The 26503-nt window shown below is 70.8% G+C and carries 23 protein-coding genes and 1 tRNA gene; 14 read left to right on the top strand and 10 right to left on the bottom strand.

The features are described 5' to 3' along the window. Nucleotides 1-46: 46 nt before the first annotated feature. The gene (locus tag JJJ14_RS01240; RefSeq protein WP_060956894.1) at nucleotides 47-1006 is read right to left on the bottom strand and encodes a Fic family protein; all 960 of its coding nucleotides are present in this window, start codon (nucleotides 1004-1006) and stop codon (nucleotides 47-49) included. Nucleotides 1007-1207: 201 nt separating this feature from the next. Here JJJ14_RS01240 and JJJ14_RS01235 point away from each other — a divergent pair, with 201 nt between their 5' ends. From JJJ14_RS01235 to JJJ14_RS01220, 4 genes are all read left to right on the top strand, one after another. Next, nucleotides 1208-2146, top strand: a complete 939-nt coding sequence (locus tag JJJ14_RS01235) for a hypothetical protein (RefSeq protein WP_236592868.1) — start codon at nucleotides 1208-1210, stop codon at nucleotides 2144-2146. A 93-nt stretch (nucleotides 2147-2239) separates the two neighbouring features. Then, complete coding sequence (locus JJJ14_RS12560; protein ID WP_236592867.1) at nucleotides 2240-5290, top strand: hypothetical protein; 3051 nt, start codon at nucleotides 2240-2242, stop codon at nucleotides 5288-5290. A gap of 61 nt (nucleotides 5291-5351) precedes the next feature. Then, on the top strand, nucleotides 5352-6074 hold the full coding sequence (locus JJJ14_RS01225; RefSeq protein ID WP_201444468.1) for an AzlC family ABC transporter permease: 723 nt from the start codon (nucleotides 5352-5354) through the stop codon (nucleotides 6072-6074). Further along, nucleotides 6074-6397 (top strand): branched-chain amino acid transporter permease, encoded by a 324-nt coding sequence (locus JJJ14_RS01220; RefSeq protein WP_065362196.1) that lies wholly within the window; start codon nucleotides 6074-6076, stop codon nucleotides 6395-6397. The genes JJJ14_RS01225 and JJJ14_RS01220 overlap by 1 nt, the downstream gene beginning before the upstream one ends. On the opposite strand, the gene JJJ14_RS01215 is transcribed toward JJJ14_RS01220, so the two are convergent. Continuing rightward, nucleotides 6378-7172 (bottom strand): TMEM175 family protein, encoded by a 795-nt coding sequence (locus tag JJJ14_RS01215; RefSeq protein ID WP_201444467.1) that lies wholly within the window; start codon nucleotides 7170-7172, stop codon nucleotides 6378-6380. The two genes, JJJ14_RS01220 and JJJ14_RS01215, sit on opposite strands and share 20 nt — an antisense overlap. A gap of 271 nt (nucleotides 7173-7443) precedes the next feature. Between JJJ14_RS01215 and JJJ14_RS01210 the strand changes: the two genes are divergently transcribed. Then, nucleotides 7444-8352 carry an alpha/beta fold hydrolase gene (locus tag JJJ14_RS01210; protein ID WP_201444466.1) on the top strand — a complete coding sequence of 303 codons (909 nt, stop codon included), beginning with the start codon at nucleotides 7444-7446 and terminating at the stop codon, nucleotides 8350-8352. A 164-nt stretch (nucleotides 8353-8516) separates the two neighbouring features. Here the strand turns inward: JJJ14_RS01210 and JJJ14_RS01205 are convergent, their stop codons facing one another. The 3 genes from JJJ14_RS01205 to nth form a co-directional block, all read right to left on the bottom strand. Next, entirely contained in the window at nucleotides 8517-9905 is a 1389-nt protein-coding gene (locus JJJ14_RS01205) for an ABC transporter permease (protein WP_201444465.1), read from the bottom strand. A 34-nt stretch (nucleotides 9906-9939) separates the two neighbouring features. Further along, entirely contained in the window at nucleotides 9940-10779 is an 840-nt protein-coding gene (locus tag JJJ14_RS01200; RefSeq protein ID WP_101558961.1) for an ABC transporter ATP-binding protein, read from the bottom strand. A gap of 217 nt (nucleotides 10780-10996) precedes the next feature. Next, nucleotides 10997-11746 (bottom strand): endonuclease III, encoded by a 750-nt coding sequence (gene nth, locus JJJ14_RS01195; RefSeq protein ID WP_201444464.1) that lies wholly within the window; start codon nucleotides 11744-11746, stop codon nucleotides 10997-10999. Nucleotides 11747-12048: 302 nt separating this feature from the next. Here nth and JJJ14_RS01190 point away from each other — a divergent pair, with 302 nt between their 5' ends. Then, nucleotides 12049-12726 (top strand): Crp/Fnr family transcriptional regulator, encoded by a 678-nt coding sequence (locus JJJ14_RS01190; protein ID WP_003787943.1) that lies wholly within the window; start codon nucleotides 12049-12051, stop codon nucleotides 12724-12726. A gap of 156 nt (nucleotides 12727-12882) precedes the next feature. Here JJJ14_RS01190 and JJJ14_RS01185 read toward each other — a convergent pair whose 3' ends face one another. Together JJJ14_RS01185 and JJJ14_RS01180 are read right to left on the bottom strand one after the other, a co-directional pair. Further along, entirely contained in the window at nucleotides 12883-13074 is a 192-nt protein-coding gene (locus tag JJJ14_RS01185) for a DUF4177 domain-containing protein (RefSeq protein WP_003787945.1), read from the bottom strand. A 57-nt stretch (nucleotides 13075-13131) separates the two neighbouring features. Continuing rightward, entirely contained in the window at nucleotides 13132-13470 is a 339-nt protein-coding gene (locus JJJ14_RS01180) for a WhiB family transcriptional regulator (RefSeq protein WP_201445034.1), read from the bottom strand. A gap of 517 nt (nucleotides 13471-13987) precedes the next feature. Here JJJ14_RS01180 and JJJ14_RS01175 point away from each other — a divergent pair. Together JJJ14_RS01175 and JJJ14_RS01170 are read left to right on the top strand one after the other, a co-directional pair. Continuing rightward, complete coding sequence (locus JJJ14_RS01175; protein WP_201444463.1) at nucleotides 13988-16063, top strand: transglycosylase domain-containing protein; 2076 nt, start codon at nucleotides 13988-13990, stop codon at nucleotides 16061-16063. Nucleotides 16064-16114: 51 nt separating this feature from the next. Further along, entirely contained in the window at nucleotides 16115-17101 is a 987-nt protein-coding gene (locus tag JJJ14_RS01170) for a metallophosphoesterase (RefSeq protein ID WP_201444462.1), read from the top strand. Nucleotides 17102-17269: 168 nt separating this feature from the next. On the opposite strand, the gene JJJ14_RS01165 is transcribed toward JJJ14_RS01170, so the two are convergent. After that, nucleotides 17270-18184, bottom strand: a complete 915-nt coding sequence (locus tag JJJ14_RS01165; RefSeq protein WP_201444461.1) for an SDR family oxidoreductase — start codon at nucleotides 18182-18184, stop codon at nucleotides 17270-17272. Between the two features lie 284 nt (nucleotides 18185-18468). Beyond that, entirely contained in the window at nucleotides 18469-19017 is a 549-nt protein-coding gene (locus tag JJJ14_RS01160; RefSeq protein WP_101558965.1) for an O-acetyl-ADP-ribose deacetylase, read from the bottom strand. A gap of 281 nt (nucleotides 19018-19298) precedes the next feature. Between JJJ14_RS01160 and JJJ14_RS01155 the strand changes: the two genes are divergently transcribed. Then, nucleotides 19299-19372 (top strand) — tRNA-Pro (locus JJJ14_RS01155). 760 nt (nucleotides 19373-20132) lie between these two features. Continuing rightward, the gene (locus JJJ14_RS01150; protein WP_201444460.1) at nucleotides 20133-20594 is read left to right on the top strand and encodes a hypothetical protein; all 462 of its coding nucleotides are present in this window, start codon (nucleotides 20133-20135) and stop codon (nucleotides 20592-20594) included. Between the two features lie 231 nt (nucleotides 20595-20825). Here JJJ14_RS01150 and JJJ14_RS01145 read toward each other — a convergent pair whose 3' ends face one another. Continuing rightward, complete coding sequence (locus JJJ14_RS01145; protein ID WP_101586281.1) at nucleotides 20826-21359, bottom strand: hypothetical protein; 534 nt, start codon at nucleotides 21357-21359, stop codon at nucleotides 20826-20828. A gap of 479 nt (nucleotides 21360-21838) precedes the next feature. Between JJJ14_RS01145 and JJJ14_RS01140 the strand changes: the two genes are divergently transcribed. From JJJ14_RS01140 to JJJ14_RS01125, 4 genes are all read left to right on the top strand, one after another. Beyond that, on the top strand, nucleotides 21839-23467 hold the full coding sequence (locus JJJ14_RS01140) for a diacylglycerol kinase family protein (RefSeq protein WP_201444459.1): 1629 nt from the start codon (nucleotides 21839-21841) through the stop codon (nucleotides 23465-23467). A 190-nt stretch (nucleotides 23468-23657) separates the two neighbouring features. Further along, a complete protein-coding gene (locus JJJ14_RS01135) occupies nucleotides 23658-24968 on the top strand; it encodes a Mur ligase family protein (RefSeq protein ID WP_201444458.1) in 1311 nt (436 codons plus the stop codon). Beyond that, the gene (locus JJJ14_RS01130; protein WP_003788012.1) at nucleotides 24965-25720 is read left to right on the top strand and encodes a type 1 glutamine amidotransferase; all 756 of its coding nucleotides are present in this window, start codon (nucleotides 24965-24967) and stop codon (nucleotides 25718-25720) included. Before JJJ14_RS01135 ends, JJJ14_RS01130 begins: the two co-directional genes overlap by 4 nt. 338 nt (nucleotides 25721-26058) lie before the next feature. After that, nucleotides 26059-26259, top strand: coding sequence for a PspC domain-containing protein (locus tag JJJ14_RS01125; RefSeq protein WP_075414755.1), 201 nt, complete (start codon nucleotides 26059-26061; stop codon nucleotides 26257-26259). Nucleotides 26260-26503 lie beyond the last annotated feature (244 nt).

Raw genomic sequence — 26503 nt, 5'->3', positions numbered from 1 at the left:
TCCGGCCGGGCCCCGAGCTGAGCTCAAGCAGGGTTCGCCCCGGGGCTCATCCGGCCCGCCAGGTGCCGGCCTGCACCGCCCGGCACAGGCGCTGGGCCTCCTGTACCCCCGCGAGCACCGCCTCGGCCTGCCACACCACCCAGGCCACCACCCCGTCCATGGTGCCCGAGGCGTAGGCCCCGGCGGCCTCGGCGTAGGCCGCCGGCACCCGCCCGGGGTAGAGGTCGGTGACCGCCGTACCGGTCGGCTCGAGCCCGTCACGCACCAGGAGGTGACGCACGAGCAGGCGCCCCACGGCGGCGTTCCCGGCGGTGAAGGGGCGGGCGGTCAGCATCTCGGCGTGCACGATGGCCGCCCGCACCAGCGCCGGCGCCTGCGGCGTCTCGATGAGATCGACCAGTCCCGCCAGCCTCGCCACCAGTTCCTCGCCCTGCGGCGCGGCCCCAGGACCGCCCTCGCGGGCATGCACCTGCCGGGCCCGCGGCACTCCGACCTCCCCCAGGCCCAACCGGCCGCCCGCCGCCAGGGGACCGACGACGTCGCGGTGCAGCGCCGCCAGCAGCGAGCGCGCCGAGGGCGCCACCGGCCGACCTCGCCCCACCAGGTCCGGCATCCAGCTCACCAGGCGGGTCCCGGCGCGCCACAGCCCGGCCACGGCGTCCAGGCCCGGGTCCCCTGTGGCGGCCTGGGTGAGGGAGCCGGCGGCCACCTGCTCGCGCAGCACCTCGGCGGAGACCACGGCGCCCTCGACGCCGCCCGAGGCGATGGCGCCCCGGATCGCGGCCTCGGCGCGGGCCTCACGCCATCGGCGCCGCAGGGCCTCGTTCCAGCGCAGCTCGGAGCAGGCCTCACGCACTGCGTCCTCAGCGGCGCGCACCCGCTCGTCGGCGGCCACGGCCCTGAGCGCCTCCAGCGCCGGATCCCCGGGCGTGGGGGCGCCGTCGGTGGCCGCCCCGGCCCGCGCACCTGCGCCGACCCCACCAATATTCAACCCCTCGGTCAACACGCCGGTCCGGCTCTCCGCGCCCCACGCTGCGGGCCTCTTCGGCCCACCGGGCTCCGAGGGCCCGATCCCCACAGACATTCGCACCACACCCCCACTGTGACACACCGCGGTCACTGCCGACCACAGGCGCCCTCAGGCACCCCTGGCCCCGTATCCCGAGGAAACCAGCACAAGGCGAGCGCACCCCCTAGACTCGATCAGGTGACTGACTCCCCCTCCCACTACGCCCCGGGCTCCGGCCCGCCACCCGCGACCCCTGGCGCATCGGGGCGGCCACCGCGCAGTCGCCGCCCCGACTACGTGCTCACCGCCGCCGTCGGAGTCCTCTTCGCCCTGGGTGCCTCCGCCCTCCTGGGCCTGGCCGCCGACCAGACCTCGATCCTGCGCACCGGCCTGCTGCTCGGCACCCTCCTGCTGCTGTCCTCAGCCGCCGCCGTCCTGTTCGCCAGCCGTTCCTCGCTGGGCGCGCTCGCCACCGGGCTGACCGCGTTGACCGCCCAGTCGATGGTCTTCCTGGCTCCTATTCACGCGGCCTCCTTGACTGAGCCCTGGCTTCAGCACCTCGTCAGCACCGGTTTCATGCTCGTCCTGGCGGGCCTGTGGCTGGGCGGGTCCTGGGGGATGCGCCTGGCACGCCGCGCCGGCCAGGCCCAGGGGCACGCCGCCTTCCGCCTCACCGAGGCCGACCGGACCGTGGGTACCACTCCGACGCCGCCGCCCTCACGCCGTCGCGATCACCTCCTGTCCCTGCCCTGGGTCATCGCCGGACTGGCGCTGACGGCCTATCTGTTGCCGCGCGCCTACCTGCATGCAGTCGCCCCCGGCGTCCAGACCGGGCCACTGCTGCTGGCAGCCGTCCTCATCTCCCTCCTGGCCCTGGCCGCGGCCGGCGCCTCGACGTCGCGTTCCACCCTCGGTGCGCGCGTCATCGGCCCGGTTCTTGTTCTTGCCGCGGTGCCCGCGCTCAGTAACGATATGATCCCTGGCGGCCATCTGGTCTCCAGGCTCCTGCCGAACGGCCCGAACGCCGTCGTGCTCGCCGCCATCGGCATCGAGCTCATGGCGATCGGCTGGGGAGTACATGTGGCTCGCCGGCAGGGCCGTGCCAACGCGCTGGCCAGGCTGCGCTCCGCCGCCTGAGGGCCCCATGCCCGACTCCGCGTCCCGGAGTTGACCGGTCCCTTCCGGTATCCCCGCCCCTACTACTACCGTGTGCATGCGTAAGGAGACCTCGTGAGCACCGACAACACAGACCGCACCGCACCGCAGGCACCCGTCGCCTCCGATGACGTCGCCCCGGCCTCTGAGGCGGCCCCGACGCCCACCGCACGGACAGCGGCCACGGACGCCCGCTCGGGAGAGGCGACGGTCAACCTGGTCGATGAGGGTCTCGTCTCGGCCTCCCTCGCGAGCCTCGCCAGCAAGGTCACCCAGGTCTCTCCATCCGCCTCCCCCACGCCCCGGGCGACGGCGGCCCAGGACGGCGAGGCCGGTGCGGTCAGTGCTGCCGCCGGCGCCGATGTGGACCAGACGACCGATGACGCAGCCCACGACTGGGCCAACGAGCAGGACGCGGCCGATGACGACGAGGCCGACACCCTCAACCTCCGCGAGCACGCGTCCTTCCCCGGCGCCGCCGGGAGCCGGGCCGCCGAGGCGGAGTCGGCCGTCGGGCCCGCTGCAGCCGCCGACGTGCCGCCGTCGATTCCTCCGTCGTCGGAGCCCGGCGAGGTCGAGGAGGAGCCCGCGCCGGTCACCGACACCGCCCCGGTCTCCGTGGAGACCGCAACCGAGCCGGCGGCCCCCGAGGTCGTCGACGCCTCGCAGGCCCGTGCCGAGACCGCTGAGGACGCCGCCTCCCGGGTCTCCGTACAGGCTGTGACTCCTGAGCCCGCCCGCGCCGAGGAGCCTCAGGGCGCCGGGGCCACCGCCGCAGTCGCTCCGGCAGCCACCGCAGCCACCACCAACAGCACGACCAGCAGCACGACCAGCACAGCCAGCACAGCGGCAGTCCTCAGCAGCTCCGCCGGCTCCGCCCCGGAGGCGCCCTCACCCGTTTTGGCGGACGATGGGGACGATGAGGATGAGGCCCCGGCAGTGAGCGCCGAGTCCACCCGTCAGCAGGACGGTGCACCGGACACCTGGCCAGTCAACCGGCCGACCAGCCAGCCGACCACAGCGTCCGCCGAGGCGCCCGCGACAGCAGCGGCCGCGGACAGTCACGGACGCTTGCCCGCGGCCGACACCGCCGATGCCCCCGATGCCGCCGCGGCGCCGCAGAGCCTCATCGAGGCTGAGGACTTCGAGGACTTTGAGGACTTTGACGAGCTCGAGGACTTCGAGGACTCGTCGCAGTCGGAGCAGCCGGCCGGGGCCGATGACCTCGACACCCCTGAGGCGCAGGCCGACCTCACCCCCGCGACCCCGGCGATCCCCACGCCCGCGACCGGCTCCCCTGCCGTGAGGGCCGTGCCCGTCTCGGTGGCCACCGGCGCCGCCCGCGCCGCGAACGAGACCGCGGGCGCCACCCCGCAGACCCCCTCCGCCGCGACCGGCACCGCGGATGCCGCCGTCGGCGTGGACGACACTGACGACTCCACCATCGACAGCCTCGACGACATCTCCGACGACTTCGCGGACTTCGACGGCGACATCGACGGCGAGCTCGACGCGGAAGACGTCGAGACCGGCGAGGCCGAGCGGGTGGCCGGAGCCGGCGAGGAGTCCGAGGAGTCCGAGGACGATGCTCAGAACGTGACCGAGAACGTTGCCGAGGAGGTTGCCGAGGAAGTTGCGCAGCCGGCAGCCGCCTCGACACCCACCTCAGCATCTGTCTCGACGGCCGCCGCTCAGCCCTGGACGCCGGTTCCACCGGCCTCCGGCTCCCAGACGTTTGCCAGCACGGCCGAGGCAGCCGACGTCGATGACCGTGAGGAGGGTGATGGCGATGAGGGCGCCGCTGAGACCGACGACGGCTTCGCGCCCGTTGAGGCCCCCGCCGTCTCAGCGGCCTTCGCGGCTCCCGCCGCGCCGTCGGCGACCGTGACGACACCGGCCGCCCCGTCAGCGGACTCGCCGGAGCCCGCCTCATCGAGCCGGTCCGAGTTCGAGCCGCAGGTGCCGGCGTCGGCGCCGTCAGCGACCTCGGGGCCATCGGTGGCCGCTTCGACGTCACCGGCCGAGCCGGAGGCGGCAGCGCCGGTGAACGCCGACGCGGACAACCGCCCCTCGGCCCCGTCCTGGCCGGCGACCCCCGCGGCCCAGCTGGCCCGGACGGGCTCCGCGGCCAGCGCCTCCTCGGCGCGTTCCTCCGAGTCGCCGACCTCCACCCGCCCCGCTTTCTCCGCCGGCGCCCCGGCTCCCGCCCCGTCAACGGAGGGGATGGGGGCAGCGCCCCGAACCGCCTCCTCCCCGTACATCGGGCTCTCCGACCTCCGCCCGGAGGCCCCCGCCGACGCGCCGGCCCCCGCCCCAGCGGGAACGACGCCGCAGTCCGAGTGGGCGCCGTCAGCCCAGACGACCCCGTCAACCCAGCCGGCCCCCGCCTCCGCGGACACCCGGGACTATCACCCGACGCCGGCAGCCTCGCCGTCGGCTCCCTCCCCGCAGCAGACGCCCGACTGGTTCGCAGCCGCCCCCACCGGGCGGGGCCTGTCCACGAGCGCCGACGCCGGGGAGAGCGACGACCCGGAGGAGCGCGGCCGCTCGCGGGCCCGGCAGGCCGCCATGGCCATGACCGGTGCCGACGAGGACGACGACTCCATCCTCCTCAAGGGCGCCAGCGCGCTGAGCACCCCGGGCTCGCGCGTCGAGACCCACTGGGCCGGGGTGCTCGTCGCCGTCGTCCTGTTCCCCCTGGCCTGGTTCCTCGTGCACGACGGCGCCGCCACCCTGACCGGCGGCAACCCCTCGGCCTGGCCGTCGGCCGCCTCCCCCATGGGTGCGCTGGAGATTCTGGGCGGGACCGCGGCCTGCGCCGCCGCCCTGTTCATGATCTCGCGATCCTCGCTGGGGGCCTTCGTCGTCGGCGCCTTCAGCACGGTCATCGGGCTGCCCTTCGTCCTCCTGCCGGGGGTCACCAAGTCGATCCTGGGGCCCACGGTGGATCGGCTTCAGGCCCACTCCGACCTGGGTAAGGCCCTGTCCACCTATGTCATGGACGACGGCCTCTCGGGCCGCTTCATCCTCATGGGCGTGCTCACGATCATGGTCGCCGTCGTCGGCCACCTGGCGCGCCGGGCCGGACAGCGCAGGCGGGACGACGGCCACGGCCCACGTGACTGAGCCCGGCGCCGCCCCGCCGCCTTCCGGGGCCGAAGAGGCAGGAGCGCCGTCGGCTCGGCGGATGCAGACCCTCGCCGATGCGGCCCGGGACGCGGTGCCCATTGTCGTGGGATACGTGACGCTGGGGCTGGCGGCCGGGATGCTGCTGGTCGCCGAGGGCCTGGCCTGGTGGTGGGCGCCGGTGTGGAGCCTGGTCATCTACTCCGGGACCATGCAGATGCTGCTGGTGCCGCTGGCCGGTGCCGGCGAGCCGCTGGCGACCATCGCTCTGTCCACCGGTTTCGTCTCGGGCCGGCACGTCTTCTACGGGCTGGGCTTCCCCCTGGAGCGGGTGCGGGGCCGGGCGCTCACGCGCCTCTACGCCGTCCACGCGATCACCGACGAGGTCTACGCGCTGCTGGCGGCGCGCGACCGGCGGGCCATGAGTGGGCGCTACCTGGTGGGCGTGGAGGCGATCAGCCACGCCGCCTGGGTGTCGGGCACGACCGTCGGGGCACTGACCGGCACCGCGCTGGCCTCCGTGGTGGGTGAGCGCATCGAGCTGCTCGGCTTCGTGCTCACCTCCCTGTTCGTGGTCCTGGCCATTGAGAACTGGCGCAATCACCCCGATATCGGGGTGCTGTGCGTGGGGCTGGTGGCCGGCGGGGTCGGCCTGGCGGTCGGTGGTTCGGCGGCACTGCTGACCGCGCTGGTGATCCTCGGCGCCGGCCTGGTGGGGCTGTACGCCTGGCGCGGCCGCCGCCCCGGGGCGAGCGCGCCGACGTCGGAGCGGGGGGACAGCTGATGCTCACCAACTCGCAGATCGCAGTCGCCGTCGTGGTCGTCACCGTCATCACCTTCGTGTGCCGGATCGTGCCTTTCGTGCTGCTGCGCGGGCGTCAGGGCAGTGCGCTGCTGGCCTTCTTGTCCCGGGCGATGCCGCTGGGGGTCATGATCGTTCTGGTGGCCTACACGCTGGGTGGGGTGAGCCTGTCGCCGTCGAGCTGGCTGCCGGCCGTCGGCGGGATCGGGGCGACGGCGGGTCTGCACCTGTGGCGGCGCTCCATCGGGCTGTCGCTCATCGGCGGCACCGGCGTGTACGTGGCCCTCAGTCTCCTGCTGGGCTGACTCGCCGCGGCCGGTGGCCGACCATGTAGAAGACGATGAGGGCCACGTAGGTGACCACGCTCAGCCAGGCGCTGACCATCCCCAGCAGTGCGGCCAGAGCGTAGAGCCACGGCCCCATCGCGAAGCGCCGGGTCATGGAGCGCACCTCCGCCTCGGAGACCCCTGCTCGCAGGCGGCCACGGTCCCGGATGGAGGCCCGCCACAGGGCGTTGAAGAACAACCCGCCGACCATCATGACCATCCCGTAGAAGACGGCGCCCGTGCGCTCGTCGTGGCCGGACTCCAGGGACCGGGTGAGGACCGAGGTGGCGAAGGGCAGGAAGGCAACGTCGAGCAGGAGGAAGAGGTTGCAGATGAGCATCCACTGATCGACGCTGCGCACCCGCACGAAGATGGCGTGATGGTTGAGCCAGACCTGCCCCACCAGGAGGAAGCTGAGGACAAAGCCCAGGTAGCTGGGCCACAGGGAAGCCAGGGAGTGCAGGAGGCTCCCGCCGCCGTCGGGCAGCTTGATCTCCAGGCTCAGCAGGGTGATCGCGATGGCGATGACCCCGTCGCTGAAGGCCTCCAGGCGTCCGGGTGAGACGGGCGCCGACTCCTCCTCCCCTTGAGCGCCGCAGGCCCCAGCGGCCGCCCCGTCCTTGGGCGCCGGGTCAGTAACCGGGTCTGTGGCCCCGACATCCGCATGCGCACACCCGCAGGAGTCAGTGCGGGCACCCTCGGCGAGGTCATCGGCAGAACCATCAGCCGAGTCATGGTGGCGCTGGGCAGTCATGCCTTCTCCTTCCCTTCCGCGGACAGGGACATTCTGCGCCGACGAGGACACACCTGCACCCGCGGGGACATTCCAGTACCGCCGGGGACTATCGACGCTGCCGGGGACCGAATACCTGTCCCCCAACGCGCGTCTTGTCCCCGGCCGGGACGACACGCACCCAGCCGCGCAGAATGTCCCCGGCGGGCGCCCCTGAGGCGGTGCAGGACGATGTGGGCGGTGCCGGGCGGCCCCGTCGCCGGTACGGGGCGCCGACCAGTAGGCTGCGGGCGTGCCTGTTGACGTCAATCGCCCCGGCCCCTGGACCCACCGCAACCTCACCGCCCGCGGCACTCGTTTCCATGTCGCGCTGGCGGGCCCCGAGGCCCCGGCCGGAGCCGGCCCCCTCACCCTCCTGGTGCACGGCTTCCCCGAGTGCTGGTGGACCTGGCGTCACGTCATCCCCGCCCTGGCACAGGCCGGGCACCGCGTGGCGGCCCTCGACCTGCGTGGCTTCGGCGGCTCGGACCGGCCGCCGTCGGGCTACGACCTGGTGACGCTCGCCCAGGACCTGGCCGCCGTGGTCCGCTCCCTGGGGCACGAGCGCGCCGTGGTCGTCGGCGCGGGGCTCGGCGGTCAAATCGCCTGGGCGCTGCCGCACCTGGCCGCGGACCTGACGACGGCGATCGTCCCGGTCGGCGCCCCCCACCCGCTCGCGCTGCGCTCGCTACGGACCCGGGCTCTGTCCGGGCCGGCGCTGCAGTACGCGAGCCTGCGGATCCCGGGCCTGGCCGAGCGCCGCCTGCGCAGCCGCAGCGCCCTGGAGGGCCTGCTGCGTTCCTGGGCCGGGCCGCACACGCGCGAGGCACTGGCCGAGGAGGCCCCCTACTACGCCGAGCTCCTGTCCCGACCCGGCGCCGCCCGCAGCGCCCTGGAGCCGCTGCGCAACCTCGTGCTGTCCCGGGCGGAGACGGCGGCCCTGGACAAGCCGGTGACGGTGCCCGTCCTGTCGGTGCAGGGCGAGCTCGACCCGGTCCAGCCCGCCCAGGCCTACGCGCGCGACACCCACCACGTGGCCGGCAACCTGCGTCAGGTAACAGTCCACCGCTCCGGCCACTTCCCCCAGGAGGAGACCCCTGCGGGGTTCGTCCGGGCCCTGCTGCCCTTCCTGGCCGACGTCGCCCCGCCCGCCTCCGCCTGAGGCCGCGAGCCGGGCACTTATCGCGCAGCCCCGTTGTTCTTCGGTAGGTCTGCACATGAAGTGCCCAGCTCGACGGGTGCAGCACGGTCAGCCCGACGCCGCCACCCAGCTCGACGGGTGCAGCACGGTCAACCCGACGCCGTCTCACACCGTCTCACACCGTCTCACACCGGCTGGCGCAGGTTGTCCATAAGGGAGCGTCGGTCGAGCTGGGCGGGCAGCCAGGTGGTTGCCACTGCGAGCGCCAGCGAGATCCCACTGACGAGGGCCAGCAGCCCCACCGGGACCGAGGCGACCAGAACCGCCGTCCCGCCCCCGGAGTACAGCGCGGCGTAGACGGCGCTGACGGCGGTGGCCGCCAGCCCGAAGAGGATGCCGGTGACGGCGTAGATGACACCCTCCAGCGCCGTGGAGGCCAGAACCGTGCGGGTGCGCGCCCCGATGACCCCCAGCAGCGCCCCTTCTTGGCGTCGGGCCCGCCCCACCATGGCGATGTTGGCGATCCCGCCGACGCCGGAAATGAAGAAGGTTGGAACCCCGACAGAGAGGAACCCGCTGACCGAACCCTGCGCGCCAGTGGCCTGGCCGGCCCCGACGGCGGCGTAGACGGTGCCGGTCAGGGCCACGGCGATGGCGAAGGGGACGATCGTCGTCATCGACAGGGAGGCGCGATGGCGGGCGTTGGCGCGGGCGGCGAACCAGGCGGGACTGCGGCCCGGGATGAGGGCGGTCCACCAGGTCAGCAGTGGCCGCAGCGTCCAGTTCGGCACGCTCAGGGCAGCGATCGCGGCGAGGAGCCCCATGGAGGCGCCGGCCATCGCGCGATCCCCCGGGTCGTTGAGGTTCATACCGGACGTGGCCATCTCCGCCCTCTCCGCGTCACTCATGGGTAGAGAGCTCTCGAAGGGGGTCATGACCAGCCCCAGGAGCATGATGCCGACGACCACCCACTGCCACCACCGGGTCCGGGTCCGCGGGGCCGTGGCCTCCCGCAGCGCCTGCATCTCGGGGACCGACGCCGCCCGCCGGGCCGGCCCCATCGCGCCCAGGATGCAGAACAGCATCGTCACGGCGATGGTCAACGGCACCCCGAAGCCCGGCATGATGATGGGCAGATTCTGAGGAAACACGTCGAACTCCCGCCAGGTGAGCAGGTAGACGCGGACCAGCGGCAGGCTGACCACCGCCCCCATGACGCCTCCGAGCAGCCCGATCACCCCGACCTGCGCCAGGATGATGCGCCGGATGCGGCTGCCGGGGATGCCCAGGACCTTCCACAGCGCGTGGGAGCGCTGCTGGGCCGAGACGGTCAGGCCCAGCGTCGTGGACAGGATGACGGCGGTGGCCAGCCCCGCGTAGGAGACAAGGCTGGAGCCGATGATGTGGGCGGCGTTGATGAGCTCGGCCGAGCCCTGGGCCTGGGCCCAGCTCAGGGAGCTGTACCAGGCGGTGATGATGACGCCGATGATGGCGCCGCCGACGGTGGCGACGAGCAGTGACCACAGCCACTGGCGGGCATGGTGGCGCAGGTCGTTCCAGATGAGTGTGACCATGATCTTCTCCGATCCTCTCCTGCTCCTGTCCCGGTCAGGCGGCGCGCGTGGCTCGCGCCGAGTGGACGAGCTCGGCGATCTGGCGGGCGTCACGGCAGTCGGTCCACTGCACCAGGTGCCCCTGACTCATGACGGCGACCGCGTCTGCTCTGGCGGCGGCCTCGACGTCGTGGGTCACCATGACCACGGTGGTGCCCTGCTCGGTGAGCCGGCGCAGCCAGTCCAGGACGAGGGCGGCGGAGTCCAGGTCGAGGGCGCCGGTGGGCTCGTCGGCGAAGACGATCCGGGGGCGGCTGGCCATGACGCGGGCGATGGCCACGCGCTGGCGCTCCCCTCCGGAGAGCTGGTGGGGCTTGAGGCCGGCGCGGTGAGCGAGCCCGACGGCGTCAAGGGCCTCCCGGGTCTGGGCGCCGTTCAGGGGACGCCCGGCCAGGCGCGAGGGCATGGAGACGTTGTCGGCGGCGCTCAGGGAGGCAATGAGGTTGTACTCCTGGAAGACGAAGCCGACGTGGCGGGCGCGGAACCGGGCCCGCTCGGCGGCCCGCATCCCGGAGGTGAGTGCGCCGAGCATGGTCACCTGTCCGCTGGTGGGCTCATCGAGGCCGGCCATGCAGTGCAGCAGCGTGGACTTGCCCGACCCGGAGGCCCCGACGACGGCGGTGAAGCTGCCCTCGGGCAGGTCGGCGTCGACATGGTCCAGGGCGGTGACGCGGGCGTCCTGGCGTCCGGGGACCTCGTAGACGCGGGTCAGGCCGCGCAGCCGGATGGCGACCGGCGACGTCGTGCCCGGCCCGGCAGGCGGAGTGGCGGACGGCAGGGATGAGGCGGGGGCGGCGGTCGGGTCGGAGGAGGCCAGGGGCGAGTGAGCAGTCATGCCTCCAGCCTGACGGCGCCGGCCCTCCCAGCCCATCCGGCCATCTGGCGAATCGAAGGTGGGGCTAGCCCGACACCGGTCCCGGACACCTCCACCTGACGTCCCCGAGAAGCGCATTCTTCGCGCATCCCTGCAGAAACGGTAGGACGACGCAGCGTCCGCCCGGCTCGGCGTCAGCTCGGCGCCGGCCTAGCGCAGGCCTACACGGGCTCGGCCCTCAGACCCCCACCTGCGGGCACAGCCCGGCCTCGAGCAGTGTGCACTGGCCGCAGCGGGGCGATCGGGCCGAGCACACCTGGCGCCCGTGCTCGATGAGCCGGTGGCAGCCGTCGGTCCAGCGCCACGGCTCCCACAGGGCCGCGATGTCCTTCTCCACGCGCAGCGGGTCCTTCGACGTCGTCCACCCCAGGCGGCGCGAGAGCCTGCCCACGTGGGTGTCCACGGTGATGGCGGGCTGGCCGAAGGCGTTGCCGAGCACGACATTGGCGGTCTTGCGCCCCACGCCCGGCAGGGCCACGAGCTCCTCGCGGCTGCGCGGCACCCGCCCCTCGAAGCGCTCGGTGAGGGCCTGTCCGATGCCGAGCAGGTGGCCGGCCTTGGCGCGCTGGAAGCCGAGCGGCCGCAGGATCGCCTCGAGGTCCTCGCGCCGGGCGGCTCCCAGGGCGGCAGGGTCGGGGTAGTGCTCGAAGAGCTCGGGGGTGACGGTGTTGACGCGCGCGTCAGTGGTCTGGGCCGACAGGACGGTGGCCACGAGCAGCTGGAAGGGGCCGTCGTGGTCCAGGGCGCAGGCGGCGTCGGGGTAGAGGGTCATGAGCTCGTCGTCGACGGCGCCCGCGCGCCGGGCCGTCTCGGTCGTCAGCGCCGTCTCGGCAACCTCGAGGGCAGCCCCGGCCGCCCCCACCACCTCGGCCCCGGTGGTCCCGCAACTCACTGCCCTGCGCACTGTGTCCTCTCTCCGCGATCTCATCGGCGGCACCACCCGCGCCCCAGCACCACCCGCGCCGGAGGGTTCCTCCTGCGAGCCCCGGTCCGCCTCTGAGCGGGTCGTCCTCCGCAAACCGCCATTGCAGTCGATCCCGCCGCCTGCCCGCAACCTCACGGATAGGACCGTGTCGCACGACGCACCCGATGTTGCTCACTTCCCTTTGACCTGCAACACACGGGGGCTACAATGCTCGACGGCGTGCCACAGGTCACAAGCCGTGGCAGGATAGACCCGAGGGCTCCCGCATGCGGGATGCCAGCCCCCTAACCACCAGGAGGATCTCCGTGGAAGACAGCATTATCTCCAGGATCCCGCTCTTCGAGGGCCTGAGCCCGGAGGAGCAGGAGGAACTGCGCGCCATGATGACGCAGACGACTCTGCGCCGTGGCGAGACCCTCTTCAACGAGGGCGACTCAGGCGACCGCCTCTACATTCTCCTCTCCGGGAAGGTGAAGCTCGGCCACGCCAGCGCCGACGGCCGCGAGAACCTGCTCGCGGTGCTCGGCCCCGGCGAGATCGTCGGCGAGCTGACCCTGTTCGACCCGGGCCCGCGCTCCACCACCGCCACCGCCGTGGCCCCCACCGAGCTCCTGACGCTGGACCACAACCAGCTCATGACCTTCGTGGAGTCCCACCCGCAGCTGGCCAAGGACATGCTGCGCGCCCTGGCCCAGCGCCTGCGCCGCACGAACACCGCGCTGGCGGACCTCGTCTTCTCCGACGTGCCCGGCCGCGTGGCCAAGGCCCTGCTGGACCTGGCCGACCGCTTCGGCTCACCCACCGACGACGGCGTCCACGTCCCCCACGACCTCACCCAGGAGGAACTCGCCCAGCTGGTGGGCGCCTCGCGTGAGACGGTCAACAAGTCGCTGGCCGAGTTCGTCTCCCGCGGCTGGATCCGCCTGGAGGGCCGGGCCGTCACGCTGCTCGACGTCGACCGCCTGCGCCGTCGCGCCCGCTGAGGTCCCGTCTCGGGTCGCGAGCCCTCAGCGCAGCGCACCGGAGAAGCCGCCGGGCGCTGACACCCACATCAACCGCAGAGACGACGCCGCGCCTGCAGCCGGAAGGTACCGACCGCAGGCGCGGCGTCGTGCGTGCCGGCCTCGCCGGGCGGCCCGTCAGGACCGGGGGCGCTTGAGGTAGGCGATGAGGTTGTCCGTGCCGGAGGGGCCGGGCACGACCTGGACGAGCTCCCAGCCGTCAGCACCCCACTGGTCGAGGATCTGCTTGGTGGCATGGGTGATGAGGGGGACGGTGACGTACTCCCAGGTGGTGGGCGCAGCGGATACGGGCTCAGAAGATGCAGTCATGGGTCTCAGCCTAGAGCTCGTCGCCAAACGCCGGAAGCCGGCAACGCGGGACGGCCCTCAGGAGGCGCAGCGCACCCGGGCCAGGATGCGAGGGGCACGGCGGGCGTGGATCTCGGCGACGAGCTCGTCATCCTCGCGCTCGAGCCACAGGCCCCAGTCGTCGACCTCGGGGAAGCGCCGCAGCAGCGCCCGCCTCTCCCGCTCGGTCAGCCCGCCCCAGACGCCGAAGCTGGACTCGGAGTTGAGCGCCTCGGCCAGGCACTCCATACGAACCGGACATGCGAAGCACAGTGATCGTGCGTCGCGCTGCTCAGCGCCCTTGCCGAAGAGCTGGTCAGGCTCGACGGTGGCGCAGGCCGCTTGGGCCGCCCAGGTCTGGTCGTCGTCTTGAATCATGCTCACTCCCGATCCATTCAACGGCCGACGCCGTTGTCGGTCACGTCACAGTCGTTACCGTATGGCAATCGAGTGTCTCTCACCAAATCCTCCCCTCGAGGCCTGGGCGATCCGATCGACGCAGATCCCCGACAGCGCGCCGAAGATCAGCACCAACAAGGAGAGTTCTCTGATAGCGAGCCGATTGTCGGACATCGAGCCCGCTGCGCCCCGAGCCTTTCCCACGGCTGGGGATTCCGGTTCTCACGGACGGCAGGACACCTCCGAACCACACCTCTCCTCAAAAGATCGTGACGTCACCGTGACTCTCACCTGGACAATTCCTAAGAATTATCTGTATGTCGGAGCTGTCTCGCTATGTGACCGAGCCGCCCCGTCGTCGAGCGCCCGCCACGCCGTCGAGTCACCCCACAGTCCCGCCGAACAGCGGGCGCAGAGCCGGTCTCCAAGGGTCTTCCCAGCCCGAAGAGGGTCTACGCCACTGCATCCTCCAAGCGATTCCACGTAGGCTGACGCCATGGCGAAATCCTCTGCGCGCGGGCGCTCCCTGACACCACCCCAGGTCGTCTCGATGCTCGTGGTCTTCCTGACTCTCTCGTGCGTCGGCGGGGTCCTGTCCGCGGGCTTCGCCGCCCCCTTCGTGGGCGCCACAGCAGCGCTGACCAAAGCATCCGCCGAGCTCTTCGAGGAGCTCCCCAGCGACTTCAACGTTCAGCCGCCCAGCCAGATCTCCACCCTCCTGGCCTCCGACGGCTCCGAGATCACCAAGTTCTACGCGGAGAACCGCATCGTGGTGCCCCTGAGCTCAATCTCGGTCAACATGCAGAACGCGATCGTCGCCGTCGAGGACCAGCGCTTCTACCAGCACCAGGGCGTCGACCCCACCGGCATGGTGCGGGCCCTGGTGTCCAACAACGCCGGCGGCTCGCGTCAGGGCGCCTCCACGCTGACCCAGCAGTACGTGCGCAACACCCTCATCGAGACCGGTCTGAAGAACGACGACCACAAGCTCATCCGGGACGCCACCGAGAGCACCGTGGCCCGCAAGCTGCGGGAGATGAAGTTCGCCCTCAGCCTGGAGCAGAAGTACTCCAAGCAGCAGATCCTCGAGGGCTACCTCAACATCGCCGCCTTCAGTCCCTCCACCTACGGGGTCGAGGCCTCCTCGCTGCACTACTTCAATAAGCACGCCAAGGATCTGACAGTGGCCGAGGCCGCCCTACTGGCCGGAACCACCAACGCACCCAGCGCCTACGACCCCAAGTCCCAGCCGGAACTGGCCAAGAACCGTAGGGACTGGGTGCTGGCCAAGATGCTGGAAGAGAAGTTCATTACCAAGCAGCAGTACGACGAGGCCGTCAACTCCGAGATCAAGCTCGATATTCAGGACTCGCCCGCGGGCTGTGGGGCTGCGGGCAGCTACGCCTACTTCTGCACCTATGTGGTCAATGAGATCCTCGGCTCGGAGAACTTCGGACCTAATGTCGCCGCCCGCCGTCAGCTCCTGACGCGCGGTGGCCTGAAGATCACCACCACCTTGAACCTCGAGCGTCAGAGTGCCGCCGACTCCGTCATTCAAGCCAGAACTCCGATCGGGGGCTCCGACGGAGCCAACTCCACCATCGTCTCGATCGAGCCCGGCACAGGACGAATCCAGGCTCTGGCCCAGAACACCAACTACGAGGACTCCCAGCTCGTCTTCGCAGCGGACGCCAAGCACGGTGGAATCGAGCTCCCCGACGGAAACGTCGGCTTCCAGCCCGGTTCGACGTTCAAGGCAATCGTCCTGGCCGAATGGCTCAAGACTGGTCACACAGCCGGTCAGATGGTGAACGCGTCCGCACCGAAGAACTACCCGCCTAATACGTTCACAGTTTCCTGTGATCCCGCGCGCGCGGCCGGCCCCTGGCCCGTCAACAACGTCGCCGGGACCAACGCCGGCGTCATGACCGTCAGAGAAGCCACGAAGCAGTCCATCAATGCGGGCTTCACCGAGATGCTCAGGGACCTCGATGTCTGTGAGGTCACGAAGCTCGCCGCCTCCATGGGCATCACCAAGGCGGACGGGAGCCCACTGGATCCTGACCCCTCTATCGCCTTGGGAGGCACACCCGTACCACCGATCAGCATGGCCAACGCCTATGCAACCTTCGCCTCCGGCGGCAAGTACTGCAAGCCCATCGCCATCGACCAGATCCTGGACGCCAGCGGCACCTCGATGGCCGTGCCCAGCGCTGACTGCACCCAGGCCATGGACCAGGGTGCCGCGGACGAGACAGCAAGAACGCTCCGGGCCACATCCGAACCAGGAGGTACCGCTAAGGACGCCGTCTTCGGCCGACCGATCGCGGGCAAGACCGGAACCACGGATGAGGCCGAGAACACCTGGTTCGTGGGATTCACCCCGCAGCTGTCCACCGCGGTCTGGATCGGTGACGCCACGGAGAGCGGCAGGAGCCTTGTCGGCAGGACGATCGGAGGGGTGTACTTCCCGAAGATTTACGGTAGTGACCTGGCCGTGCCGATGTGGCGCGACTACATGTCCCAGGCCGTGGCGAACGATCCTGCCCTGCCCATTCCCTCCCACGGGTGAGCGACTCTCCCCGCGAGAACGACAACTGCACAGAACAGGACCCGACTCCCCATGACGCCCTGCCCTGCCGGCCGCGCCGCCCTGTCCGTCATCGGCACCACCGCTGCCCTGGGGGCGGCCACGCTGGCCTACAGCCTCATTGAGGCCAGGTGCCCCGTGCTGCGGCGCATCGACGTGCCGGTGCTCGCCGCCGACGAGGAGCCCCTCACGGTGCTGCACCTGGCCGATCTTCACCTGACGGGCCACACCGAGGCGCGGGTCGCCTGGGTGCGGCAACTGGCGCAGCTGCAGCCCGACGTCGTCGTCAACACCGGCGACAACCTCTCCCTGGCATCCGGGCTGGAGCCGCTGCGGCGAGCACTCGAGCCGCTGACGGGTCTGCCCGGGGCCTTCGTCATGGGCGACCACGACTACCGCTCCACCGTCTTCCGCCTGCCGACGCGCTACCTGCACCGGGACCCGCGCAAGGCCGCCAGCCGGGTGCGCGACGAGGACATCGAGGCCCTGCCCTGGGAGGAGGTCCGTGACCTGCAGGCCGCAGGCGGCTGGGTGGACCTGACCAACCGGCGTGGCTCGCTGACCGTGCGCGGGCGGCGCATCGAGCTGGTCGGCGTCGACGACCCGCACGCCAACCGCGATGTCCTGCCCGTCCCCGAGGTGGCCAACTCAGCGGAGTCGGCCACCTCCCTGCCGGCGATCCGTGACCACGAGGGCCGGGCTCTGCGGCTGGGGCTCACGCACGCCCCCTACCGGCGGGTCCTGGAGGCGATGTCGGCCGACGACGTCGACCTGGTCCTGGCCGGGCACACCCACGGCGGGCAGCTGTGCGTGCCCGGGGTGGGGGCACTGGTGACCAACTGTGACCTGGACCGGGGGCGCGCCTCGGGGCTGTCGCAGTGGCCGGGCCGGCTCGGGGACCCGCGAGCCGCCGACCACATGTACCTGCACGTCTCCGCCGGACTCGGCACGAGCCCCTACACGCCCGTGCGCCTGGCCTGCCGGCCCGAGGCCACGCTGCTGCGCCTGCTGCCGGCCTGAGACGGCGCACCCCGCCAGCACTCCCCCCCACTTCAACAGAATCTTCAGAATCGACCCGGAGCCGCGTCGATTCTGAAGTTTCGGTCGAAGTGTGTGGGGGTCGCGGGGTGCGCGCAGTGGGACGGGGCAGGCAGAGCGCACAGGTACGCCGGCGCCTGGGCGCGGCAGTCAGCGGCGCCAGCGGGCGAAGCCGCCCTCGGAGTTGATGACCTGCCCGGTGATCCAGCGGGCCTCGTCGGTGAGAAGCCAGGTGATGAGGCGGGCGGCATCGTCGGGCTCACCCCAGCGCCCCTGGGGGAACATGACGGCAGTCGCCTCGCGGTCCTCCTCGGTGACGTAGCCGGTGTCGACGGGGCCGGGGTTGACCGTGTTGACGGTGATGCCGGCGTCGATGAGCTCCTCGGAGATCGTCGGGGTGAGGCCGGCGATGGCGGCCTTGGCGGCGGCGTAGGCGATCTCCCCGGGCAGGGGACCCAGGCCCTGGCCCGAGGTGAGGAAGACGATCGACCCACGGCGGCGCGCGGAGCCGGCGGGGGCGGGCAAGGCGAAGCCCTCCTGAGCGGCGAAGGCCTGCGCCAGGAGGATGGAGGCGCGGGCGTCGACGGCCCAGTGAGCGTCCAGGACGGCCTCGGTCATCTCGCTGAGCGACCCGTCGGGGCTGCTCATGGCCTGGTTGCACACGAGGGCGTCGAGGTGGCCAGCGGCGGCAGCGGCCTGCTCGACGACGCGGGCCGGCTCCCCGGGAGCGGCCAGGTCGGCGGGGATGTCGATGAGCCGGGCGGGGCCGACCAGGTGGGTGCGGATGGAGTCCATGACGGCATCGATGTCGTCGGCGCCCCAGGGCTGGGAGGTGTCGTGCGGGCGGTAGTGGTGGGCGACGATGCTCGCCCCGTAGTCGGCGGCGCGGCAGGCGATGGCGTGGCCGATGCCGATGCGGCGGCTGACTCCCGTCACCAGAACGATGCGCCCCGCCAGGGGCAGCGGGTCGCGGCCGGCCGGGCCGATAGGCCTTGTGGCGCCGCCGGGACCGCTGGGGCCGCACGGAGCGGTGGAGGGGTGTCTGTGATGAGCGTCGGTGGTCATGCAGGCGAGTGTAGGAGGACGGCCCGCGCGTACGGGGAGTTTTTCTTCCGTCCGGGGACATTCCACGCGGGCGGGTGCCGTTGCCTCCGGGCAGGGACAGTCCGCGCGTCCGGGGACAGGATTCCGGTCCCCCGCCGCGTCAGGCGTCCCTGGCCGTCCTGGGTGGTCCCCGAACATTATGGGATGTCCCCGACGGCGTCGTTTGTCCCCGTCAGTTCGAGGAGAGGGGGACAGAAGCCGGTGCAGAGGAGAGGGCGCAGGGAAGACCCTGGCGGGTCGACGCCTCAGTGCTCGGTGCGCGCGAGCTCGCGGGCGAAGGCCTCGTGGTTGTCCGACGAGGACAGGACGAAGCGGATGAGTTTCAGGCTGCCGACGGCGTCGGGATCGGTGTGGGAGCGCTGCTCGACGGCGCGGGCCGCAGCCACGGCGATCTCGGCGACCTGGGCGATGGGCCATCCGTAGACACCGGCGGAGACGGCCGGCAGGGCGATGCCGGCGCAGCCGAGCTGGATGGCGAGCGCCAGGGAGCTGTCGAAGCAGGCGCGCAGGAGGGCGGGGTCGTCCTCGCCGGCGTGGAGGTTGGGGCCCACGGTGTGGATGACCCAGGCGACGGGCAGGTCGAAGCCGGGGGTGGCCACGGCGCGGCCGACCGGCAGTCCGTCGGGCAGCTCGGTGTCGCGCACCTTCTGGCAGGCGTCGAGCAGGCCGGAGCCTGCGGCGCGATGGATGGCGCCGTCGACGCCCCCTCCGCCCAGGAGGGTGCTGTTAGCGGCGTTGACGATGGCGTCGACCTTCTCGGTGGTGATGTCGCCGACGACGGCCTCAATGCGCATGGGAACTCCTTGTCTGCGGCGGGTGCTCAGCGGGCGTCCTCGCGTCTTGTCGGTCCTTGCGCCTTTCGGGCGGAATGGGGCCCGAGGATGAGCGGGCTCGAGCCAGTCAGGGCGCTCCGGGGCGCGGGCCAGCAGGTGGACCCGCCGTGAGCAGCCTGGCACGGTGGGCGCCTCGGGCCAACCGGGTTCCCACGGGGAGCGAACACCGACGTGACGGAGGACTCAGCCGATCCGATTTCCTCCCCGCGGTGGGTGGAGGCTATGCTGTCGCCTGCTGCACACGGGGTGTGGCGCAGTTTGGTAGCGCGCTTCGTTCGGGACGAAGAGGTCGTGGGTTCAAATCCCGCCACCCCGACGACGAGGACGTCCGCGAGCTTGCTCGTGAGACGTCCGAGGAGGAGGGGGTAAGAGGCCGCCAGGCCGAATACCCCGACGATGAGAAGGCCTGCGAGTTCGCTCGCGGGCCTTCTGCCGTACCAGGGCAGACGAGCCCAAGCCTGACCGGTTCATCCCTGCCCTGGTGGAGTAGGTCGGCTCGGACCGAGAGAGAATCAGAGCTCGTTGAACCACGGCCTCCAAGCCCCTGCACGAGAGCCGGAACAGGCCCGTACAGGGGAAGCACAGCCGACCCTGGGGATGAGAGAGTCTGGCTCCGCCACCAAGACCGCACCGGGGTCAATCAGCCCTATGGCTCAGTGTCCACAGCGCTGACATCAACGGCCCCGACGCCCCTGCACCCAGCTGGGATCGTTGGAATGCCGTGGTTTCGCCCAGGCATGCAGCACCGATTCAGGGCTGATGTCAGCACCATGGACACCGACACCCCGCAGTCCCTCGCCGCCGGCCCTTACCCAACCGTCGAGCCTCCCCACGTCGCGGGGGTTCGGTCGGGCGCGACTTCTCGCTTCACAGTCACGCCCCACCGCCTGCACTGCACGAGCGTCGGGCGCCATGGCACGAAGGTCGGGCGTACTCCATGGGGGTCGGGGGTTCGTGCAGTGCGCACAACCCACGGCCAGTTCCTCCCGACCCTCGGGCAGTGGGAGCCCGGGACCGAGGCCGCCGACCGAACGCTCTACCCTGAGGTGAGGACACCACCGGGAAGGAGGCCACACATGCCGGATCCCAGCACCGAACTCGAGGAGCTGCGTCGCAGGGTCGAGGAGCAGTCCCACCGAATCGATGAGCTCCAGGACGCCCTCCACACACTGTCGATCACGGTCCAGTACCGGCAGGAGGAGCCCTACCTGGCCTTCCTGGCGGAGCACGGCATCGCCGGCCGACGGCGGATCGCCCTGATGACGGCTATCGCCGGAGTGCTATCACGGGCGCAGGGCGAGGTGCTTCCCCTCGGCCCTGGTGCTCGCGACGAGCTTCTGCCGGACTACCCCGCCCTGGCTAAGGCCTACGCGCCGGAGCCGATCGACTGGGACGAGGCGGTCCGCGTCGTCGGCGGGGTGCTGGGTAGTGAGCGCCTTGGCGCCCAGGCACTCGAGGCCCACCGCGCCCGCGGCCTGGGGCGTGAGGGCCACCAGGCACTCACCAACTGCTCAGACATCCCACCCCGAGACACGTAGCCGTGTTGCCCCGCATGGCCGAACCGTTCGACGCCGGTGCTCGCGCATCAGCGATACATCCGAGCCGCGTCGACGATCCCGCCGAGCAAGGGCCGTGCAGTGACGGACCGGAGGGGCCGGATCATCCAGCCCTCGCGCCCACACAACGTGACACGGGTCCTGCCTGCTCACGAAGGCAGACAGGACCCGCTGCAACGTCATGCCACAACGTGGCAACCCGACCGAAGACCGCTACTTCTCCTGCTTCTTAGCGTTGATCGTAAACGGCCCGCCGCCGGAGTCGGTACCCGTGAGAGTCAAGGTCTTGGTCTTCTTGTCCCACGACATTGGGATATCCATCTCGTCAGCACTCTCATAGCGCCACTTGAATGACTTCGGAATCTCCTCGGTATTCACCTCTTCCGGAATACCCACACCAACCCCCTGAGATCCCTCATTGAAGAACCACTCAGCATCTCCGGTCTCTTTGAGCGTCAAGGACGTACCCGACAAGCTCCAGGTCCCCTCCGTCTGACGATCCTGGTCTCCACTCTTGGGGACGAAGGTCCATTTTCCGTCCGCCACCGTCACCGTGACGTCAGGGGCCTTCTCCAGGCCGTCCATGGTGACCTCCCAGGTCCCGGTGGCGAACTTCTTGAAGGCCAAGGTGGATCCGGAGCAGCCGGTCAGCGGGGCGACAGCCGCACCGACGGCCGCGATCGACAGGTACTTGAGGGTCTCGCGACGACCAAGGGCGTGAGTGAGGAACCGAATCTGCTGTCGCATGACATGCGTCCTTCGAGGTGAGTCGGGGGAACGGGCACTATGAGGCACCCAGGACTGACCGGCTCAATGTACCCATTTCCCACCTCCCTCGCAGGCGATTAAGGCCGACGTCGCCATTCACGTGCACACGCACGTCACCGAATTCATCAGACAACACGCGAAGCTGACAGAAACATTCTCGCTCCGCTCACATCGCGCCACCTCTGCTCTCCAAAATCAAGAATCCATGACGCATCCGCAACCCCCTTTTCTCGTCCCTCACTCCTCTTGCCGTCATCACACCCCCGCCGCAGCCCCCAGGGCGCGACCACTCCACGCACCCCGCACAGCCGGCCGTCCGGCTCCGCCGTCGGAACCGGCTCCCCTCACCCTCCACCACCCCAGCCACTTCGCCACCCACAGCCGGGACATATGCCGCCCACAGGCGCACCGGCTAGGCTGACTCCCGGATATTCACCCAGGGGAAAGGACGAGCGAGCGTGACCGAGCCTCCATGCGACTCCGCCGCCCCCACCGCCGCCTCCCCCTCCCCCCGAGCCCCCCGACGCCTGAAGTACGTCGAGGCCGTCCTGTGCATCGGCTTCGCCCTGGCCTTCCTCGCGTGGACCTACCTGAGCGCCCCGGGACCGCTCGCCCCCGGCGCCACACACCGCTCCCCCGCCATCGACGCCCTCCTGCCGACCCCCGACGCCCAGCTGCGGTCAGCCGCCGGCCAGCTCGCCGAGGCCTTCGCGACCCTCACCCACCCCTTCCTCATCCTCGGGCTCATCGTGGCCGGAGTCGCCTACGCCTACACGGCCCGCATGCGCCGCCTGAGCGTCTCGCTGGCCATCGCCGCCGCCGGCATCCCCACGCAGTACCTCATCGCCCTGTACCTGGCCCGCCCCGCCCCGGGCTCCACCTTCTCCGACTCCATCGCCGCCTTCGAGTACTCCTACCCCAACGCGCACATCACGGCGATGACCCTGGCCTCCTGGGTCCTGGTGACCCTCGCGCGCGCCCACCACCGCAGCACCATGGTCGCCGCCGGCACCGTCCTGGGCTACGCGGCCGTCGCCGTGACCGCCGTCAGCCAGTGGTACATGGGCCTGGCTGCGCTCAGCGACCTCATCGGCGGCTTCCTCCTGGGCGCCGCCTTCGCGAACCTGGCCCTGCGGGTCGGCGGCATCGACGCGATCCTCACCAGCTGGGTCAACCGTCGCCTGTCACGCGCCAGCAGCGAGAAGCGTGCCGCCGTCATCTACAACCCCACCAAGTTCGACGATCTCTCGCTCCTGCGCCGTCGGGTCGCTGCCGAGGTGCGCGCCGCCGGCTGGCTGCCCACCGTCTGGCTGGAGACCACCCCCGACGACCCCGGCCGCTCCATGGCCCGTCGCGCTCTGGAGGCCGGCGTCGACCTGGTCATGGTGGCCGGCGGCGACGGCACCGTGCGCGCCGTCTCCTCCGAGCTGGCCGGCACCGAGATGCCCATGGCTCTCATCCCCGCCGGCACCGGCAACCTGCTGGCCCGCAACCTGTCCGTCCCCTTGGACACCGACGCCGCCATCCGCCTGGCCCTGCACGGCCGTCTCCAGGCCATCGACATGGTCACCTGCGCCTTCGACGACGGCCAGGAGCGCTTCGTCGTCATGGCCGGCATGGGCCTGGACGCCCAGATCATGGAGTCCACCGACTCGGGCCTGAAGAAGGTCATCCGCTCGGGCGCCTACGCGGTGGCCGCCGTCCAGAACGCGGTCCCCGACCCCTTCACCGCCACCATCACCCTCGACGACGCTCCCCCGGTGCGCCGTCGGATGGTCATGGCCCTCATGGGCAACGTCGGCACCATCACCGGCGGCATGACGCTCTTCCCGCGGGCCACCCCCTCCGACGGCCTGGTCGACCTGCTCCTGGCCAGTCCCGGCAAGGTCGTGGACTGGGCCCGCCTGGGGGCGCAGATCCTCACCGGCCAGGAGATGGAGGGCTTCACCCTCACTCGCGCCCGGAAGGTCCTCATCGAGGCCGACCGTCCCGTCCCCTTCGAGCTCGACGGCGACACGGCCGGCTCCACCCGCACCCTGCGCGCTGAGGTCGAGGACAGCGCCCTGCACGTCGTCGTCCCCCAGTAAGCCGCCCCGCGAGCATCCCGTCCCCCGCGACCCGGGCCGGCCACGTGAGCATCGTGACGCATCCGTGACCGGCCCCGCTGCCCTAGACTGACGCCCAGTCGGTGGCCATATGGACACCGACAGCGCCCATATAGGCACCCGCGCCCCGATCGCATTGTCGGTGCGCCCCTCTTCAGCCAGCAGGAGTTCCATGCGTTCTCGTCTTACGGTCGCCCTCGGCCGCACAGCGCGCCTGGCCGCCCGCGTGCGCGGCGGCGGCAGCGGCGGCACTGCCTTCCCCGGCCTGGTCATGGAGCGCACCGACCCCGGTTTCCTGGAGCGCACCCTCGGCCGCCTGCCCCGCGGCGTCATCGTGGTCTCAGGCACCAACGGCAAGACCACGACCACCAAGATGGTCGTCCAGCTCCTGCGCGAGCAGGGCCTGAAGGTCTTCACCAACCGAACCGGCTCGAACTTCGTGCGCGGCGTGCTCGCCTCCCTGCTCACCGAGGTCGACGCCGCCGGCAACCTGGACGCCGACATCGCCGTCCTCGAGCTCGACGAGGCCCACGCCGTGCACTTCGTGGCCCGGGTCCGCCCGCGCGCCTGCCTCCTGCTCAACGTCATGCGCGACCAGCTCGACCGCTTCGGCGAGATCGACTACACCGCCTCCCTGCTGCACTCGATCGCCCAGGCCACCAGCGACGTCGTCGTCCTCAACGGCGATGACCCGCGCCTGGCCGCCCCCGCCTTCCTGGAAGGCGTCAGCGCCCGCGTCGTCTCCTTCGGCGCCGGGGAGGACCTGCGCTCCCTGTTCCTGTCCGACGACGACCTGCGCACCGGCCTGGTCAGCCCCCGTCAGGCCGGCCAGGCCCCCGGACCGCGCGTCACCCTGGAGGCCATCGACGGCCAGCGCGCCACCGTGAGCGTGGACGGGGTCTCCCACGAGGTTGACTTCGCCATCCCCGGCGTCCACAACCTGCTCAACGCCTGCGCCGCCCTCGGGGTGGTACTGGAGGTGCTGGGCGAGGACGCCGACCTGCCCGGGCTGCTGACCACCCTGGGCACCGTGCAGGCCGCCTTCGGCCGCGGCGAGGTGCTGACCCTGGATGGCCGCCCCGTCCAGCTCTCCCTGGTCAAGAACCCGGCCGGCTTCCGTATGGGGCTGCTCTCGGCGGCCTCCCAGGCCCAGGACGGCGAGGTCGTGGTCGTGGCCATCAACGACGAGTACGCCGACGGCCGGGACATGTCCTGGCTGTGGGATGTGGACTTCTCGGCCCTGCGCGCCGGCGGGGTCGCCGTCGTCACCGGGGTGCGGGCCTGGGACATGGCCCTGCGACTGCGCTACGACGAGGTCGAGGTCGCCAAGGTCGAGCCCGACCTGCGCCGGGCCGTGGCCCTCATGCGCCGGGTGGCCGCCGACACCGACCGCCCCATGCGGATCTTCACCACCTATACCGCGATGCTGGCCCTGCGCTCGATCCTGGGCGAGATGACGGACGTTGAGGAGGTCATGTCATGACCGCGCGCTACGAGCACACCACTGACGGCCCCGCCCGCGGGCACCTGCGCCTGCTCCAGCTCTACCCGCGGGACATGAACATCTACGGCGACTGGGGCAATACGCTCGTGCTGGCGCGGCGCGCCCAGTGGCAGGGCTACGACGTCGAGCTGCTCTCCTACGACCCGGGCGACGAGCTGCCCGGCGACATCGACATCCTCGTGGGCGGCGGCGGCCAGGACTCCGGTCAGGACCGCATCAAGGAGGACCTGGTCAAGGTCGGCCCCACCCTCAAGGCGTGGGCGGCCGACGGCGTCCCGATGCTGGCGATCTGCGGCCTCTACCAGCTCTTCGGGCACGGCTTCACCACTGCCAAGGGCCAGGAGATCCCCGGCATCAGTCTCATGGACGCCCATACGGTGGCCGGAGACACCCGCCTCATCGGCAACATCACCCTGGACACCGAGGACTTCGGCGCGGTGGTCGGCTACGAGAACCACTCCGGCCTGACCACCCTGGGGTCGGGCGCACGCCCCTTCGGCACAGTGAAGATGGGCGACGGCAACAACGGCAAGGACTCCACCGAGGGCGGGCGCGTCCACCACGTCATCGGCACCTACCTGCACGGCTCCCTGCTGCCCAAGAACCCGACCGTGGCCGACTGGCTGCTGGCCCGCGCCGCCGAGCACGCCGGCACCACCTGGGAGCCCGAGCCGCTCGACGACTCCTGGGCCGAGCGCGCCCGCACCGTGGCCATGAACCGGCCCCGCTGAGCGCTCACTACCAAGGTGTGACGACGGGCCTGTGTCCGGGAAGTAGAAGCTCCCCGGGCACAGGCCCGTCGTCACACCTCCCTTATTTTCACAAGAGATATCGGACCAAATAAGAGAGACTCGTGGAGAGATTCACATCACTCTTATTGGATATCAAGTATTTTCCAAGGTTCGTCCCATGGAAGTGGGAGGAAACCTGCCCACATCTTGCCCCCTCAGTGCGCGCAAGCCTCACACCAGATATATTCACCGCCCGGTCACCCCCTGTTGGACACTCATTTATTCAGGCCGTGACCCCGGCGTGACATCAGTGCATCAGGCATTGCAGAATATGCGCCATGACAGCACAGAATTCTACTGGTTTCGATTGGCCCGCCCGTTCCGCTGACAAGATCTGGCTCGGCGTCTGCGGAGGCCTGGCCAACAAATGGAACGTTAATGCCTGGCTGGTCCGCGCCGCCTTCTTCTTCTTCGTGGTGCCGCTCGGCTACGTGTACTACCTGGGCGCCCAGAACATGCCCGACCCTTCCGCCCGCTGACCCGCCCTCACCTCACCGGAAACCTCGATCCCACTCAATGATTCCCGAGGCCGCAGAGCGCAGGGAAACAGCTCTCGACTTCAGGTAGAAATATCCCCAACCAACCATCCCGACATCTTATCGACCAACCACTTCCTGCTTCCGCAAGAATATCTATCTTCGGAGGCAGGAAGTGGTCTCAGCATATTTTTATGGGATGACCCCGCCACCGAGCCCCACTCAGCTCAGGGCAGCCTTAGTTTCC

This window comes from Actinomyces sp. HMT 175 (assembly GCF_016694895.1).
Lineage (GTDB): Bacteria > Actinomycetota > Actinomycetes > Actinomycetales > Actinomycetaceae > Actinomyces > Actinomyces oris.
Note: the sequence above shows the minus strand (reverse complement) of the source record. Positions and strands in the feature narration are given on the sequence as shown.